We start from the raw sequence: 15,352 nt of genomic DNA, 5'->3' as shown, positions 1-15,352 counted from the left end.
TTTTAGTTTATTAATTTCAAATTTAATGTTTAATTTTCAGCTATATATAGGTTTTATAACAGAAATACATAAAATTCTATCTATAACGTTTTAGTAAAATAAAAAAGACAACGAAACTTTAAAATCGTTGTCTTTTTAATATTATTTATTTTTTATATTACTTATAAATTGGTCAAATAAATAGGAAGAGTCATGTGGTCCTGGACTTGCTTCTGGGTGATATTGTACAGAGAACACGTTTTTTGATTTCATTTTTAATCCTGCAACAGTGTTATCATTAAGATGTACATGAGTAATCTCAATATCTGGATGTGCTTCTGCTTCTTCTCTATTTACTGCAAATCCATGGTTTTGAGATGTTATTTCACCTTTACCTGTAATTAGGTTTTTTACTGGGTGATTTATACCTCTGTGTCCATTATGCATTTTGTAGGTTGAGATTCCGTTAGCTAAAGCTATAACTTGATGTCCTAAACAAATACCAAATAAAGGTAAATCTCTTTTTATTATTTCTTTAGCTAATGCTTGCGCTTCCACTAATGGTTCTGGATCACCAGGTCCATTAGATAAGAAATATCCATCTGGATTCCATGAATTTAAATCTTCGAATGTTGAATTATAAGGATATACTTTAACGTACGCATCTCTTTTAACTAGATTACGTAAAATATTCTTTTTAATTCCTATGTCTAAAGCTGCTATTTTTATTGGTGCGTTTTCATCTCCAATAAAATATGGCTCTTTAGTAGATACTTTGGATGCTAACTCTAAACCACTCATAGAAGGCACTTCTTCTAATTGTTGCTTTAAGCTGTCAATGTTATCTACGTCTGTCGAAATGATAGCATTCATCACACCATTGTCTCTAATGTAACTAACTAATGCTCTTGTATCCACATCAGATATAGCTAAAAGGTTATGCTTGTTAAGAAAGTCTTCTAATGAACCGTTTGAATCAACTCTTGAAAAATCATAACTAAAATTTTTACAGATTAATCCCGAAATTTTAATCGAGTCCGATTCGTTTTCGTTATCGTTAACACCATAGTTACCAATATGTGCATTGGTAGTTACCATAAGTTGACCAAAATATGAAGGATCGGTGAAAATTTCTTGATATCCAGTCATTCCTGTGTTGAAGCAAATTTCTCCAAATGCTGTTCCTTCTTTTCCTACAGCTTTTCCATGAAAAATGGTGCCATCCTCTAATAAGATCAGAGCTTTTTTTAATCTTTGATATTTCATAATTCTAAAAGTTTCACAAAATTGCATAAAAAAAAGGATAATCTAAAATAGATTACCCTTTTTTAATGTCTTGCATCTTAATTAATGCTATAATAATTAAAAATCTTGACAACATCTGCTTCCTCTTTGTAGGATAGATCATTATCGTCAACAAATTTTTCAATTAACTTTTTCTTATCTTCAAGTAATTTTAATATTGATTTCTTTTTTAATTTAAACTCTTCAGTTGTTACTCCATCTTTAGAAATCGCATAACTATCATTAACAACATATTTATCTGGAGAAGTTTTTTGCTTGGTCATAACATTAATCTGTCCATCTTTAATTATCGCTTCATATCTTTTTAATAGCTTAACTGTTGTATGTGGTGTTAATTCAAAAAAGAATTTGGCTTTGCTATCTTCATCTCTATAAATTTTAGCAACATATTTATCAAATTTAACAGACTCTATTGCTTTTGCATCGAAAACAAAAGAAGAATCTTTAGCGAAATTTGAAACGATTTGGTTTGATTTAGCATTATAATTACCATTTGGCACTTTATATACTTTACCTTCTTTTGAAGTGATTTCAATTGTAGCATCCTCAAAAGCAAATGGCGTCCCTATTACAGCACTTGATTTTCCATTAGCCAAGTAAGCGCCTTGATAATTAACTGCATTAAACATATTTTGCTGGGTATTATCATTTGTTGCAGCTGATAAGTTAGAGCTAAAATTGTTACTTCCTTGTGCAATGGAAAAAGTTGACAATAATAAGGTAAAAATAAATAAGTAGTTTTTCATGTGTGTGTTTTTGAATGAATTTGTGTGTGTGTGTGTGTGTATATTATATTTAATTTAATTTTGAAATAACACTGTAATAATTTAGGATTCTTATAATGTCATATTCTTCTTTGTATGATAAATTTTCTTTTTTAACGAAATCTTGAATCAACTTTTTATGACTTGCTAGAAGTTTTAAAACTGACTTTTTATTTAGTTTAAAATCTGTTACTGTTTTACCATCAATAGTTATGCCATAGCTATCTGATAAACTAAACATATCAGGGGATGTTTTTTGTTTTGTTAAAACATTAATTTGACCATCAATGATTTTAGCTGAATATTTTTTTAATAGTTTAATAGACGCATGTGGCGTTAATTCAAAATAAAAATGGTCTTTATCGTTTATATCTTTATATCGTGTAGCTGTATATTTCTCAAACTTTACACTTTTAATAGTTTTGGATTGAAATACAAAAGAAGAGTCTTTTGCAAAATTAGATACAACTTCATCTGTACTTGCATTATAATTACCGTTTGGTACTTTATATGCTTTACCATCAATAGTGCTAATTATAATTACAGCATCTTCAAATGGAAAAGGAGAACCAGACACATCAGGTAAACTTGCATTAGACAGATAATAACCTTGATAATTAACAGCATTAGAGTTGTCTTGTAAACTTGAATTTAAATCTACCAAAGGAAGATTTGAATGCTTAGCTTGACCTGTAGAAACCTCGTTTTTAATAACTTGTCCAGACATAGAAGTCATGACAAAAAAAGCAAGAAATAGCAAGATAGGTTTCATATAAAAAGTTTGCTTAAATGTAAAAAAAAAGAGATAAACTTATAAAGCTTATCTCTTTTTTAATAATAATTTAACAGCAAATTAAGAAACTATTCTTCTTCATTTGAAGCAACTGGAGGAGTAACAGTAGTGCTACTACCACCTCTACGACTTCTACGTGTAGTTTTCTTAGCTTTTTTATCTGCATTGTAGATTTCGTTGTAATCTACTAATTCAATCATTGCCATATCTGCGTTATCACCTAAACGGTTTCCTAACTTGATAATTCTAGTATATCCACCTGGACGATCACCAATTTTAGCAGCAACATCTCTAAAAAGTTCTGTTACAGCTTCTTTTTGACGTAATCTAGAAAATACAATACGTCTATTATGTGTTGTATCGTCTTTAGCCTTAGTGATTAATGGCTCAATAAACCCTTTTAAAGCTTTCGCTTTAGCTACAGTTGTATTAATACGTTTGTGCTCTATTAAAGAACAACCCATATTTGCTAACATTGATTTTCTGTGAGCAGTTTTTCTACCTAAATGGTTTACTTTTTTTCCGTGTCTCATGACATTTGTTTTTAATCATCATCTTGCTCAAACTCTTTATGAGGAGCAAAATATGATGTATTAGTCTTTATCTAGTTTGTATTTTGAAAGATCCATTCCGAAATTTAATCCTTTAACATTTACAAGCTCTTCTAGCTCTGTTAAAGATTTCTTTCCAAAATTACGGAACTTCATTAAATCATTTTTATTAAAAGACACTAGGTCTCCTAAAGTATCTACCTCTGCTGCTTTTAAACAATTTAAAGCACGAACCGAAAGGTCCATATCTACTAATTTAGTTTTTAACAACTGTCTCATATGAAGTGATTCTTCATCATAAGTTTCAGTTTGAGCAATCTCATCCGCTTCTAATGTGATACGCTCATCAGAGAATAACATGAAGTGGTGAATAAGAGTTTTTGCAGCTTCTGTTAAAGCATCTTGAGGTGTTATAGAACCATCAGTTTGAATTTCGAAAACTAATTTTTCGTAATCCGTTTTTTGTTCTACACGATAATTCTCGATACTGTACTTAACATTTTTAATTGGTGTATAGATTGAATCAGTAAAAATTGTTCCAATTGGTGCTGAAGCTTTTTTGTTTTCTTCTGCTGGAACATATCCTCTACCTTTTTCAACAGTAATTTCCATATTGATGTTTACTTTAGAATCTAAGTTACAAATCACTTGATCTGTATTTAATACTTGGAATCCAGAAATAAACTTTTGGAAATCTCCTGCTACAATTTTATCTTGACCAGAAATTGAAATTGAAATAGATTCGTTATCTACATCTTCAATCTGACGCTTAAAGCGTACTTGCTTTAAGTTTAAAATAATTTCTGTAACGTCTTCAACAACACCTGCTATTGTTGAAAATTCATGATCTACACTTTCTATTCTAACAGATGTTATAGCAAATCCTTCTAATGAAGATAATAAAACTCTTCTTAAAGCATTTCCTACTGTTAGTCCATAACCTGGCTCTAGAGGTCTGAATTCGAATTTACCTTCGAAATCAGTTGAATCAATCATGATTACCTTGTCAGGCTTTTGGAAATTAAATACTGCCATAATTTTTCTTCGTTTGAATTGTTATTTAGTTGCGCGGTTTAAAAGTTTGAAGAAATACTGACAAACCCTTTGGCTAAATACCAATGTTAGTAATTTATTATTTAGAGTATAATTCTACGATGAATTGCTCATTTATATTTTCTGGAATTTGGATTCTAGCAGGAACAGATACATAAGTACCTTCTTTTTTCTCACTATTCCAAGTTATCCATTCATAGACATTGCTAGAATTAGATAAAGATCTATCAATAGTTTCTAATGACTTAGATTTTTCTCTAACAGCAACAACATCACCAGCATTAAGTTGGTAAGATGGAATGTTTACTAACTCACCATTAACGGTAATATGTCTGTGTGATACAAGTTGTCTTGCTCCACTTCTAGAAGGAGAAATTCCCATTCTGTACACTACATTATCTAATCTTGATTCACATAATTGAAGTAAAACTTCACCTGTAATTCCTTGAGCAGCTGTAGCTCTTTTAAACATGTTTCTGAATTGACGTTCTAAAATACCATAAGTATATTTAGCTTTTTGCTTCTCCATTAATTGGATAGCATATTCAGATTTTTTACCACGTCTTCTGTTGTTTCCATGTTGACCTGGTGGGTAATTTCTTTTTTCAAAAGACTTATCGTCTCCGAATATAGCTTCACCAAATTTACGAGCTATTTTAGTTTTAGGACCAGTATATCTTGCCATTTTCTAATTGTTTTAAGAGTGATTATGAATTAAGGTCTAAATCTTATCCTTCGATAATCGTTAATCTCTTTGTTGATACTTGTTTTAAATTTCAGTTTGCAAATTTATACAAAAAATTAATACCATCTGATAAACAGATGATATTAATTTAATTATTGCTTAAGTTAAGTATATTTTAAATACTTATACTCTTCTTCTTTTTGGAGGACGACAACCATTGTGAGGTAAAGGTGTAACATCAATAATTTCTGTTACTTCAATTCCTGCATTATGGATAGATCTTATAGCAGATTCTCTACCATTTCCAGGTCCTTTAACATAAACTTTAACCTTTTTTAATCCAGCTTCTTTAGCTACTTCAGAAGCATCTTCCGCTGCTAATTGTGCTGCATAAGGTGTGTTTTTTTTAGACCCTCTAAATCCCATCTTACCTGCAGAAGACCATGAAATGACATCTCCTTTTTTGTTAGTAAGTGAAATAATGATATTGTTGAAAGAAGCAGTAATGTGAGCTTCTCCAACAGCGTCAATAATAACTTTACGTTTTTTTGTGCTTTTAGCGTTTGTCTTTGCCATACTACTTATTATTTAGTTGCTTTTTTCTTGTTAGCAACTGTTTTTCTTCTTCCTTTTCTTGTTCTAGAGTTATTCTTAGTACGTTGACCTCTTAAAGGTAAACCAACTCTATGACGAATACCTCTGTAACACCCTATATCCATCAAACGTTTAATGTTTAATTGTGTTTCAGAACGTAATTCACCTTCAATAGTATAAGTACCTACAGTTTCACGGATTGCTCCAATTTGATCATCTGTCCAGTCTTGTACTTTGATGTTTTCGTCAACTTTAGCTTCTGCTAAAATTTCTTGAGCTCTACTTCTACCTACTCCATAGATATAAGTTAACGAGATCACTCCTCTTTTTTGTTTTGGTATGTCTACACCTGCGATTCTTGCCATAATTACCCTTGTCTTTGTTTGAATCTAGGATTCTTTTTGTTAATGACGTAAAGTCTACCTTTTCTGCGTACGATTTTACAATCCGCACTTCTTTTTTTAATTGATGCTCTTACTTTCATCGTATTAGTATCTATAGGTTATACGAGCCTTAGTTAAATCGTAAGGACTCATTTCTAATTTAACTTTATCTCCTGGTAACAACTTAATATAATGCATACGCATCTTACCCGAAATATGTGCGGTCACAATATGACCATTTTCTAATTCAACACGAAACATAGCATTTGATAATGCTTCAATGATAGTTCCATCTTGTTCTATTGCTGCTTGTTTTGCCATAGTGAAAATATTAAGCTACTGCTTTTCTGTTTTTACCAGTCTTCATCAAGCCATCATAATGTCTATTTAACAAGTAACTGTTTACTTGTTGCATAGTGTCAATTGCAACTCCAACCATAATTAATAAAGATGTACCTCCGAAAAATAAAGCCCAACCAGATTGAACATTAAGCAACTTAACAATAAACGCTGGGAACACAGCTATTAATGCAAGAAAAATAGAACCTGGTAAAGTTATTTGAGACATAATTTTGTCTAGATATTCAGAAGTTTCTGATCCTGGACGAATACCTGGAATGAATCCACCGCTTCGTTTTAGATCGTCAGCCATTTTATTAGTCGGAACAGTAATTGCTGTATAAAAATATGTAAATATAATTATTAATAGAGCAAATACTAAGTTATACCAAAATCCAAAAATATCAGAAAAATTTGATTGTAGCCATAATCCTGAGGCTGTATCTTTTAGTAAAGACGATCCACCAATTAGACCAGGAACAAACATAATAGCCTGAGCAAATATGATTGGCATTACTCCAGATGCATTAAGCTTTAATGGAATATATTGTCTTGATCCGAATACATTTTTCTCATAACCTCCAGTAGCTGAACGTCTGGCATACTGTACTGCTATCTTACGAACTGCCATTACTAACAAGATTGAAAGTAAAATAATAACAAACCATATAACGATTTCAAATAAAATCATCATAACATTATTACCTCGAGAAGCAGCATTCTGTAAGAAAGATTTTGGAAGAGTTGCAATAATACCTACCATTATTAATAATGAAATACCATTCCCAATACCTTTATCAGTTATTTTCTCTCCTAACCACATTGCGAATATACAACCTGTTACAAGTATAACTATTGATGAGAAATAGAAAACACCACCTTGACCTAATAAAAAGGCTGAATTTGGTATACCAAACATAGGTTGTAAACTAGCCAAATAACCTGGTGCTTGCACTAAACATATTGCTATAGTTAACCAACGCGTTATTTGTGTTATTTTTTTCTGACCACTAGCACCTTCTTTTTGTAGCTTTTGCAAATAAGGAATAGCTATTCCCATTAATTGAACTACAATAGAAGCAGAAATATATGGCATAATTCCAAGTGCAAATACAGAAGCATTAGCAAATGCACCTCCTGTGAAGGCATTTAATATCCCAAAAATACCTTCTGATGTTCCAGTTTGTAGGCTTTCTAATTGGGTTGCGTCAATACCTGGTAATACTACTTGTGCTCCGAAACGATAAACTAATAGTAGACCTAGTGTTACTAGAATTCTATTTCTTAGTTCCTCAATTTTCCAAACATTTTTTAATGTCTCTATAAATTTCATGCGTTCGATTGTTCTTATAAAGTTACAGCTTCTCCTCCTGCAGCTTCAATAGCAGCTTTTGCAGTAGCAGTAAATTTATGAGCTGTTACACTTAATTTTGATTTTAATTCACCTCTTCCAAGAATTTTAACTAGTTCGTTTTTACCAACTAATCCTAAACCTACTAGAGTATCAAAATCTAATGTATCTTTTATTATCTTATCGTCAACTAATTGTTGAATAACATCAAGATTTACACCTTGATATTCTTTACGATTTATGTTAGTAAAGCCAAACTTAGGTACTCTACGTTGAAGTGGCATTTGCCCTCCTTCAAAACCGACCTTCTTAGAATAACCAGATCTAGACTTTGCTCCTTTGTGACCACGTGTTGCAGTACCACCTTTACCAGAACCTTGTCCTCTACCTATTCTTTTACCTTGACTTTTAACTGAACCTTCTGCAGGTTTTAAATTACTTAAATCCATTTTCAGTATTATTATTTAGTTTCCTCTACAGAAACTAAGTGGTTTACTTTTGCTACCATACCTAATATGTTAGGAGTAGCCTCGTGTTCTATAGTTTGTCCAATCTTCTTAAGACCAAGAGCCAATAAAGTTCTTTTTTGTCTTTGAGTTCTGTTGATTGCACTTTTAACTTTTGTTACTTTTATCTTCGACATTGCTGTTGTGATTATCCGTTAAAAACTTTTTCTAAAGAAACACCTCTTTCACGAGCAATCGTTCTAGGGTCTCTTAATTGTAATAAAGCATCAAAAGTAGCCTTAACAACATTATGAGGATTTGATGAACCTTGAGATTTAGATAAAACATCGTGTACACCTACTGCTTCTAAAACTGTTCTTACAGCTCCACCAGCAATAACTCCTGTACCAGGAGCTGCAGGTATAATATTTACTCTTGCACCACCAAATTTTCCTTTTTGTTCATGAGGTAAAGTTCCTTTCATGATAGGAATACGAACTAAGTTTTTCTTAGCATCTTCTATTGCTTTTGCAATTGCACTAGCAACATCTTTTGATTTTCCTAAACCTTGACCTACAACACCAGCTTCATCTCCAACCACTACGATTGCAGAAAAACCGAATGCTCTACCTCCTTTAGTTACCTTAGTAACTCTTTGCACACCAACTAAACGATCTTTAAGATCTAATCCACTTGGTTTTACTAACTCTGCGCTTTTGTATTTTTGATACATAATTTCTTAGAATTTAAGTCCTCCTTCTCTAGCTCCTTCAGCTAATGATTTGATTCTACCATGATATAAATAACCACCTCTATCAAAAGCGATTGTCTCAACACCAGCCTTTAAGGCTTTTTCCGCGATAGACTTACCTACTAATGCAGCTAGTTCTACTTTGTTTCCTTTTGCAGCAATATCTTTATCTCTAGAAGATGAAGCAGCTAATGTTTTACCAGTAACGTCATCTACTAATTGAGCATAAATTTCTTTATTACTTCTAAAAACAGCTAATCTAGGTCTTGCTTCTGTACCAGAAACAACCTTACGGATTCTGTTTTTAATTCTTATTCGTCTTTCGTTTTTTGTTAACGCCATAACTAATTATTATGCTGATTTACCTGCTTTTCTTCTTAATACTTCTCCAACAAACTTAATACCTTTTCCTTTGTATGGTTCTGGTCTTCTAAATCCTCTGATTTTAGCAGCAACTTGTCCTACTAATTGTTTATCATGAGATGTTAATTTTATTATTGGATTTTTTCCTTTATCAGAAACAGTTTCTACTTTAATTTCTGGAGCTAAATCTAAAATGATGTTGTGTGAAAAACCTAAAGCTAGCTCAAGGACGTTACCTTGGTTTGAAGCTCTATAACCTACACCAACTAATTCTAATTCTTTAGTCCATCCTTTAGAAACACCTTCAATCATATTAAAAACTAATGAACGATATAAACCATGCTTAGCTTTTTGATCTTTAGTATCTGTAGAACGTGTTACTAATACATTTCCTTCTTCAACTTTTACTTCAACAGTATCAAATTCTTGAGTTAACTCACCTAATTTTCCTTTTACTGTTATTGTATTATTATCAACTGTTACAGTTACTCCTTCTGGAATGGCAACTGGATTATTTCCTATTCTTGACATTTTCTTCTGGATTTAAAATTAGTAAACGTAACATAAAACTTCACCACCAACGTTTTCTCTTTGTGCTTGCTTTCCAGTCATAACACCATGGGATGTAGAAACGATTGCAATACCTAAACCATTAAGTATACGTGGTAATTCAGTTGAACTAGAGTACTTACGTAAACCAGGCTTACTGATTCTTTGTAATTTTCTAATTACAGGTTCTTTTGTTTCCTTATTGTATTTTAAGGCAATTTTGATTGTACCTTGTACGGTAGAATCATCGAACTTATAACTTAAAATATATCCTTGATCGAATAATATTTTAGTAATGTCCTTTTTTAAATTTGAAGCAGGAATTTCTACAACTCTGTGATTAGCACGCACTGCGTTTCTAATTCTAGTCAAGTAATCTGCTATTGGATCTGTATACATATGTATTTATTTGCGGACTTGGTTTTCGGACTATTCCGAACCTAAGACCAATTAAAATTTTACCAACTTGCTTTTTTAACACCTGGAATTAAACCTTGGTTAGCCATTTCTCTAAACATAACACGAGAAAGTCCAAAGGTACGCATATATCCCTTTGGTCTACCAGTTAATTTACATCTATTATGTTGGCGGATAGGTGATGCATTTTTAGGTAACTTTTGTAACGCTTGATAATCTCCAGCTTCTTTAAGAGCCTTACGTTTTTCAGCATATTTAGCTACTGTCTTTGATCTTTTAACCTCGCGGGCTTTCATTGATTCTTTAGCCATAACTTAGTTTTTTTGAAAAGGTAACCCTAATTCTGTTAATAATGATTTTGCTTCTTTATCTGTTTCGGCAGAAGTTACAAATGTAATATCCATTCCGTCAATTTTATTAACTTTGTCAATATTTATTTCTGGAAAGATAATTTGTTCGGTAACACCTAAATTGTAGTTACCTCTTCCGTCAAAACCTGTAGCTTTTATTCCGTTAAAATCTCTAACACGTGGAAGTGCAGAAGTGATTAAACGATCTAAAAACTCATACATTCTTTCTCCTCTTAACGTAACTTTAGCACCAATTGGCATTCCTTTACGTAATTTGAAAGTTGCAACATCTTTTTTAGATAAAGTAGATACAGCTTTTTGACCAGTAATAGCCGTAAGTTCGTCAACTGCATAGTCAACAAGCTTTTTATCAGCAACAGCTGCTCCAACACCTCTAGATAAAACTATCTTTTCTAGTTTTGGTACTTGCATTACATTACTGTATCCAAATTCTTCTGTAAGAGCAGCAATTACTTTGCTTTTATACTCTTCTTTTAGTCTCGGTGAATATCCCATAACTATATTACTTCATTAGATTTTTTAGAAAATCTGACTTTCTTATCACCTTCCATTCTATAACCTACTCTAGTTTCTTCACCTTTTGAAGTTAATAAAGATAAGTTTGAAATGTTGATAGATGCCTCTTTTTCTACAATACCACCTTGAGGGTTTTGTGCACTTGGTTTAGTATGTTTCTTAACCATGTTTACTCCTTCAACTATAGCTTTGTTCTTCTCAGTAAATACTTTTTGTACTTTACCTTCAGATCCTTTATGATCACCAGCTATAACCTTGACGATATCTCCTGTTTTTATTTTTAGCTTTGTCATTTTTTTATCAATTAAAGCACCTCTGGTGCTAATGATACAATTTTCATGAATTGTTTATCACGAAGTTCTCTAGCTACAGGTCCAAAAACACGTGTACCTCTCATTTCTCCAGTAGGATTTAAAAGGACACAAGCGTTATCATCAAATCTGATATAAGATCCGTCTGGACGTCTAACTTCTTTTTTAGTACGTACAACTACTGCTGTAGACACAGCTCCTTTTTTAATGTTTCCATTAGGAGTCGCATCTTTTACAGTGACAACAATTTTGTCACCTACAGAAGCGTATCTTCTTTTAGTACCACCTAGAACACGGATAGTTAAAACTTCCTTTGCTCCAGTGTTATCTGCTACTCTTAGTCTTGATTCTTGTTGTACCATAATTACTTCGCTCTTTCAATTATTTCAACTAATCTCCAACATTTAGATTTACTTAAAGGTCTTGTTTCCATGATCTTTACAGTATCTCCAATATTACAATCGTTTGTTTCATCGTGTGCAACGTATTTTTTAGTTTTCAACACGAACTTTCCGTACATAGGGTGTTTTACTTTTTTAACTTCAGCAACCACTATTGATTTTTGCATCTTGTTACTAGTAACGATCCCGATACGCTCTTTTCTTAAGTTTCTTTTTTCCATCTTGTAAGCAGAATTATTTTAAATCTCTTTTAGTTAATTCTGTTGCAATTTTTGCAACCGTACGTCTTACTTGACGTAATTGAATTGGATTCTCTAAAGGAGAAACTGCATGAGCCATTTTTAAATCTGAATAGCTCTTCTTTGTTTCACTAAGTTTCTCTTGTAACTCAGCTACAGATAATTCTTTAATTTCTGATTGTTTCATAATATCAAATAAATTATGCTTCGTAATCTCTAGCGATTACAAACTTAGTTTTTACTGGTAATTTTTGAGCTGCAAGTCTTAATGCTTCTTTAGCAACTTCTAAAGGCACTCCTCCAACTTCAAAAAGGATTCTTCCTGGTTTAACAACTGCTGCCCAATATTCTACTGCACCTTTACCTTTACCCATACGTACTTCAAGAGGCTTTTTTGTAATAGGCTTATCTGGAAATATTTTAATCCAAAGTTGACCTTCTCTTTTCATGTAACGTGTAGCGGCAATACGAGCTGCTTCAATTTGACGTGATGTTAAAAAATTAGAATCCAATGATTTTATTCCAAAAGTTCCGTTTGAAAGTAAGTGACCTCTACCAGAGTTCCCTTTCATACGTCCCTTTTGCATTTTTCTAAATTTTGTTCTTTTAGGCTGTAACATTTTTTCTGTTCTTTAAAAAATTACTTTCTACGACGTTGTTGTGGTTTACCACCTCCTTGACGTCCACCTTTTCCTTGCTTCTTAGCTAAGCCAACAAGAGGAGAAAGCTCTCTTTTACCATATACTTCACCTTTCATGATCCATACTTTAACCCCTAATCTACCATATGTAGTATGAGATTCAACTAAAGCATAGTCAATATCGGCTCTAAAAGTTGATAAAGGAATACGACCTTCTTTGTAGTGTTCTGAACGCGCCATTTCAGCTCCATTTAAACGACCACTAATCTGTACTTTTATTCCTTCAGCATTCATACGCATTGTTGCAGCTATAGCCATTTTAATAGCACGTCTGTATGAAATTCTATTTTCAATTTGACGAGCAATACTAGTTGCTACTAAAAACGCATCAAGTTCAGGTCTTTTAATTTCAAAAATATTAATCTGAACTTCTTTACCTGTAATTTTCTTAAGTTCTTCTTTTAACTTGTCTACCTCTTGACCACCTTTTCCGATAATGATACCAGGTCTAGCAGTAGTGATAGTAACGGTTACAAGTTTTAAAGTTCTCTCAATTATTACACGAGATACACTAGCTTTAGATAAACGCGCGTGAACGTATTTTCTGATCTTATCGTCTTCGGCAAGTTTATCACCATAATCGTTTCCTCCGTACCAGTTAGACTCCCATCCTCTGATAATTCCTAAGCGATTTCCGATTGGATTTGTCTTTTGTCCCATATCTATCTTAGCTTTGTGTGTTATTGTTAGCTCCAACCACGATTGTCACGTGGTTTGAGCGTTTTCTTATTCTGTGAGCACGTCCTTGTGGTGCTGGACGTAATCTTTTTAACATAGACCCACCATCTACTCTTATTTCTTGAACAAATAATTCAGCATCTTCGATACTTGCATCTTCATTCTTAGCTTGCCAATTAGCTATCGCCGAAAGTAATAATTTTTCTAAACGATTTGAAGCTTCTTTTTGACTAAACTTTAAAATATTAAGTGCCTTTTCTACGCGTTCACCTCTTACTAAATCGGCTACTAAACGCATTTTTCTTGGTGACGTAGGACAGTTATTAAGTTTAGCAAAAGCGATTTGCTTTTTACCTTCCTTAATAGCGTCTGCCATTTGTTTTTTACGACTTCCCATAGCTTACTTTTTACCTTTATTTTTAGCACCAGCGTGACCTCTAAAAGATCTTGTTGGTGAAAATTCTCCTAACTTATGTCCAACCATGTTTTCTGTAACGTAAACTGGAACAAACTGACGACCGTTATGCACTGCAATTGTTTGCCCAACAAAATCAGGTGTTATCATACTTGCTCTTGACCAAGTTTTAATAACAGTTTTTTTGTTAGCTTCAACATTGTCAGCTACTTTTTTCTCTAATTTATAGTGAACGTAAGGTCCTTTTTTTAATGATCTTGCCATGATTTCTTATTTCTTTCTACGTTCTACAATATATTTATTACTCGCTTTAGTTTTAGAACGTGTTCTATATCCTTTAGCTGGTATACCGTTTCTAGAACGTGGATGTCCACCTGATGACTTACCTTCTCCACCTCCCATTGGGTGATCAACTGGATTCATTACAACTGGTCTTGTTCTTGGTCTTCTACCTAACCATCTACTACGTCCAGCCTTACCTGAGACCAATAATTGGTGATCTGAATTAGACACTGCTCCAATTGTTGCCATACATGTAACTAAAATTAATCTAGTTTCACCTGACGGCAATTTAATTGTTGCAAACTTACCATCTCTTGCCATTAATTGAGCAAATGCTCCAGCACTTCTTGCCATAACAGCACCTTGTCCTGGTCTTAACTCAACACATGAGATAATTGTTCCTAGAGGAATATTAGCTAATGGCATTGCGTTTCCAATTTCTGGAGAAGAACCTTCACCTGAAACGACAGTTTGACCAACTTGTAAACCATTTTGAGCAATAATATAAGCTTTCTCTCCGTCTTGGTAATTTAATAATGCAATAAAAGCGGTTCTGTTTGGATCGTATTGAATTGATGCTACTTCAGCAGGAACACCTACTTTAGTTCTTTTGAAATCAATTAAACGATATCTACGTTTATGACCACCACCTTTATAGCGCATAGTCATACGTCCTTGACTGTTTCTACCACCTGATCGTTTTTTCGGAGCTAATAAGCTTTTTTCCGGCTTGTCAGTAGTAATGGCGTCAAATCCATTAACTACTCTAAATCGCTGACCTGGTGTGATTGGTTTTAATTTTCTTACTGACATTTGTCTTTAATTACATGTTAGTGTATAAATCAATCATTTCACCTTCCGCCAGTTGTACAATTGCTTTTTTCTTAGCATTTGTTTTACCATGTTGAATACCAGTTTTAGTAAACTTGGTACTTCTATCTGGACGGACATTTATAGTACGAACTTTTTCAACAGAAACTCCATAAGCAGCTTCAACTGCTTTTTTGATTTCTACCTTGTTCGCCTTAGTGTTCACAAAGAAACTATAGCAGTTGTTTAACTCGCTATTAGCAGTTGCTTTTTCCGTGATTATAGGTTTAATTAAGATATTCATTT

29 protein-coding genes are annotated in these 15,352 nt (G+C 32.8%); all 29 read right to left on the bottom strand.

Annotated features, from left to right (window positions below; translation table 11 throughout):
• Window positions 1-141 precede the first annotated feature (141 nt).
• The 29 genes from carA to rplW all read right to left on the bottom strand — a co-directional run bounded on the left by carA (window position 142) and on the right by rplW (window position 15,350).
• Window positions 142-1,245, bottom strand: coding sequence for a glutamine-hydrolyzing carbamoyl-phosphate synthase small subunit (carA, locus tag M890_RS0112695; protein WP_028283897.1), 1,104 nt, complete (start codon window positions 1,243-1,245; stop codon window positions 142-144).
• Between the two features lie 77 nt (window positions 1,246-1,322).
• Window positions 1,323-2,030 carry a hypothetical protein gene (locus tag M890_RS0112690; RefSeq protein WP_028283896.1) on the bottom strand — a complete coding sequence of 236 codons (708 nt, stop codon included), beginning with the start codon at window positions 2,028-2,030 and terminating at the stop codon, window positions 1,323-1,325.
• Window positions 2,031-2,079: 49 nt separating this feature from the next.
• Window positions 2,080-2,820, bottom strand: coding sequence for a hypothetical protein (locus M890_RS0112685; RefSeq protein ID WP_028283895.1), 741 nt, complete (start codon window positions 2,818-2,820; stop codon window positions 2,080-2,082).
• 89 nt (window positions 2,821-2,909) lie between these two features.
• Complete coding sequence (gene rplQ / locus M890_RS0112680; RefSeq protein ID WP_028283894.1) at window positions 2,910-3,374, bottom strand: 50S ribosomal protein L17; 465 nt, start codon at window positions 3,372-3,374, stop codon at window positions 2,910-2,912.
• A 60-nt stretch (window positions 3,375-3,434) separates the two neighbouring features.
• Window positions 3,435-4,427, bottom strand: coding sequence for a DNA-directed RNA polymerase subunit alpha (locus M890_RS0112675; protein ID WP_028283893.1), 993 nt, complete (start codon window positions 4,425-4,427; stop codon window positions 3,435-3,437).
• 97 nt (window positions 4,428-4,524) lie between these two features.
• Window positions 4,525-5,130 carry a 30S ribosomal protein S4 gene (gene rpsD, locus M890_RS0112670; protein ID WP_028283892.1) on the bottom strand — a complete coding sequence of 202 codons (606 nt, stop codon included), beginning with the start codon at window positions 5,128-5,130 and terminating at the stop codon, window positions 4,525-4,527.
• A gap of 183 nt (window positions 5,131-5,313) precedes the next feature.
• On the bottom strand, window positions 5,314-5,706 hold the full coding sequence (rpsK, locus tag M890_RS0112665; RefSeq protein ID WP_028283891.1) for a 30S ribosomal protein S11: 393 nt from the start codon (window positions 5,704-5,706) through the stop codon (window positions 5,314-5,316).
• An 8-nt stretch (window positions 5,707-5,714) separates the two neighbouring features.
• Entirely contained in the window at window positions 5,715-6,089 is a 375-nt protein-coding gene (gene rpsM / locus M890_RS0112660; protein ID WP_028283890.1) for a 30S ribosomal protein S13, read from the bottom strand.
• A gap of 2 nt (window positions 6,090-6,091) precedes the next feature.
• Window positions 6,092-6,208, bottom strand: a complete 117-nt coding sequence (gene ykgO, locus M890_RS16660; protein WP_010519235.1) for a type B 50S ribosomal protein L36 — start codon at window positions 6,206-6,208, stop codon at window positions 6,092-6,094.
• A 4-nt stretch (window positions 6,209-6,212) separates the two neighbouring features.
• Window positions 6,213-6,428, bottom strand: coding sequence for a translation initiation factor IF-1 (gene infA / locus M890_RS0112655; RefSeq protein ID WP_007094967.1), 216 nt, complete (start codon window positions 6,426-6,428; stop codon window positions 6,213-6,215).
• Window positions 6,429-6,438: 10 nt separating this feature from the next.
• On the bottom strand, window positions 6,439-7,779 hold the full coding sequence (secY, locus tag M890_RS0112650; protein ID WP_028283889.1) for a preprotein translocase subunit SecY: 1,341 nt from the start codon (window positions 7,777-7,779) through the stop codon (window positions 6,439-6,441).
• A 14-nt stretch (window positions 7,780-7,793) separates the two neighbouring features.
• Window positions 7,794-8,246 carry a 50S ribosomal protein L15 gene (gene rplO, locus M890_RS0112645; RefSeq protein ID WP_028283888.1) on the bottom strand — a complete coding sequence of 151 codons (453 nt, stop codon included), beginning with the start codon at window positions 8,244-8,246 and terminating at the stop codon, window positions 7,794-7,796.
• A gap of 11 nt (window positions 8,247-8,257) precedes the next feature.
• Window positions 8,258-8,440: a 50S ribosomal protein L30 gene (gene rpmD, locus M890_RS0112640; RefSeq protein WP_028283887.1), complete on the bottom strand. Its 183-nt coding sequence runs from the start codon at window positions 8,438-8,440 to the stop codon at window positions 8,258-8,260.
• Window positions 8,441-8,451: 11 nt separating this feature from the next.
• Entirely contained in the window at window positions 8,452-8,976 is a 525-nt protein-coding gene (gene rpsE, locus M890_RS0112635; RefSeq protein WP_028283886.1) for a 30S ribosomal protein S5, read from the bottom strand.
• A 6-nt stretch (window positions 8,977-8,982) separates the two neighbouring features.
• Entirely contained in the window at window positions 8,983-9,336 is a 354-nt protein-coding gene (gene rplR, locus M890_RS0112630; RefSeq protein WP_028283885.1) for a 50S ribosomal protein L18, read from the bottom strand.
• A gap of 9 nt (window positions 9,337-9,345) precedes the next feature.
• Window positions 9,346-9,888, bottom strand: a complete 543-nt coding sequence (rplF, locus tag M890_RS0112625) for a 50S ribosomal protein L6 (RefSeq protein WP_028283884.1) — start codon at window positions 9,886-9,888, stop codon at window positions 9,346-9,348.
• An 18-nt stretch (window positions 9,889-9,906) separates the two neighbouring features.
• Window positions 9,907-10,305, bottom strand: coding sequence for a 30S ribosomal protein S8 (gene rpsH, locus M890_RS0112620; RefSeq protein WP_028283883.1), 399 nt, complete (start codon window positions 10,303-10,305; stop codon window positions 9,907-9,909).
• A gap of 59 nt (window positions 10,306-10,364) precedes the next feature.
• Window positions 10,365-10,634: a 30S ribosomal protein S14 gene (gene rpsN, locus M890_RS0112615; RefSeq protein WP_028283882.1), complete on the bottom strand. Its 270-nt coding sequence runs from the start codon at window positions 10,632-10,634 to the stop codon at window positions 10,365-10,367.
• 3 nt (window positions 10,635-10,637) lie between these two features.
• Window positions 10,638-11,189: a 50S ribosomal protein L5 gene (gene rplE / locus M890_RS0112610; RefSeq protein ID WP_028283881.1), complete on the bottom strand. Its 552-nt coding sequence runs from the start codon at window positions 11,187-11,189 to the stop codon at window positions 10,638-10,640.
• Between the two features lie 2 nt (window positions 11,190-11,191).
• Window positions 11,192-11,503: a 50S ribosomal protein L24 gene (gene rplX, locus M890_RS0112605; protein WP_028283880.1), complete on the bottom strand. Its 312-nt coding sequence runs from the start codon at window positions 11,501-11,503 to the stop codon at window positions 11,192-11,194.
• Window positions 11,504-11,514: 11 nt separating this feature from the next.
• Window positions 11,515-11,883, bottom strand: coding sequence for a 50S ribosomal protein L14 (rplN, locus tag M890_RS0112600; RefSeq protein ID WP_028283879.1), 369 nt, complete (start codon window positions 11,881-11,883; stop codon window positions 11,515-11,517).
• 2 nt (window positions 11,884-11,885) lie between these two features.
• Window positions 11,886-12,143: a 30S ribosomal protein S17 gene (gene rpsQ, locus M890_RS0112595; RefSeq protein ID WP_028283878.1), complete on the bottom strand. Its 258-nt coding sequence runs from the start codon at window positions 12,141-12,143 to the stop codon at window positions 11,886-11,888.
• A gap of 13 nt (window positions 12,144-12,156) precedes the next feature.
• Complete coding sequence (gene rpmC / locus M890_RS0112590) at window positions 12,157-12,348, bottom strand: 50S ribosomal protein L29 (RefSeq protein ID WP_028283877.1); 192 nt, start codon at window positions 12,346-12,348, stop codon at window positions 12,157-12,159.
• 13 nt (window positions 12,349-12,361) lie between these two features.
• Window positions 12,362-12,781: a 50S ribosomal protein L16 gene (gene rplP / locus M890_RS0112585; RefSeq protein WP_028283876.1), complete on the bottom strand. Its 420-nt coding sequence runs from the start codon at window positions 12,779-12,781 to the stop codon at window positions 12,362-12,364.
• A gap of 20 nt (window positions 12,782-12,801) precedes the next feature.
• Window positions 12,802-13,521 (bottom strand): 30S ribosomal protein S3, encoded by a 720-nt coding sequence (gene rpsC, locus M890_RS0112580; RefSeq protein WP_028283875.1) that lies wholly within the window; start codon window positions 13,519-13,521, stop codon window positions 12,802-12,804.
• Window positions 13,522-13,528: 7 nt separating this feature from the next.
• Entirely contained in the window at window positions 13,529-13,936 is a 408-nt protein-coding gene (gene rplV, locus M890_RS0112575; protein ID WP_028283874.1) for a 50S ribosomal protein L22, read from the bottom strand.
• A gap of 3 nt (window positions 13,937-13,939) precedes the next feature.
• Window positions 13,940-14,218, bottom strand: coding sequence for a 30S ribosomal protein S19 (gene rpsS, locus M890_RS0112570; protein ID WP_028283873.1), 279 nt, complete (start codon window positions 14,216-14,218; stop codon window positions 13,940-13,942).
• 6 nt (window positions 14,219-14,224) lie between these two features.
• A complete protein-coding gene (gene rplB / locus M890_RS0112565; RefSeq protein WP_028283872.1) occupies window positions 14,225-15,049 on the bottom strand; it encodes a 50S ribosomal protein L2 in 825 nt (274 codons plus the stop codon).
• Window positions 15,050-15,059: 10 nt separating this feature from the next.
• Window positions 15,060-15,350: a 50S ribosomal protein L23 gene (gene rplW, locus M890_RS0112560; RefSeq protein ID WP_028283871.1), complete on the bottom strand. Its 291-nt coding sequence runs from the start codon at window positions 15,348-15,350 to the stop codon at window positions 15,060-15,062.
• Window positions 15,351-15,352: the final 2 nt, after the last annotated feature.

Origin of the sequence: Olleya marilimosa CAM030 (genome assembly GCF_000518485.1) — a bacterium.
Lineage (GTDB): Bacteria > Bacteroidota > Bacteroidia > Flavobacteriales > Flavobacteriaceae > Olleya > Olleya marilimosa.
The sequence above is the reverse complement of the archived record's forward strand: the minus strand, read 5'-3'. Positions and strand labels throughout refer to the sequence as shown.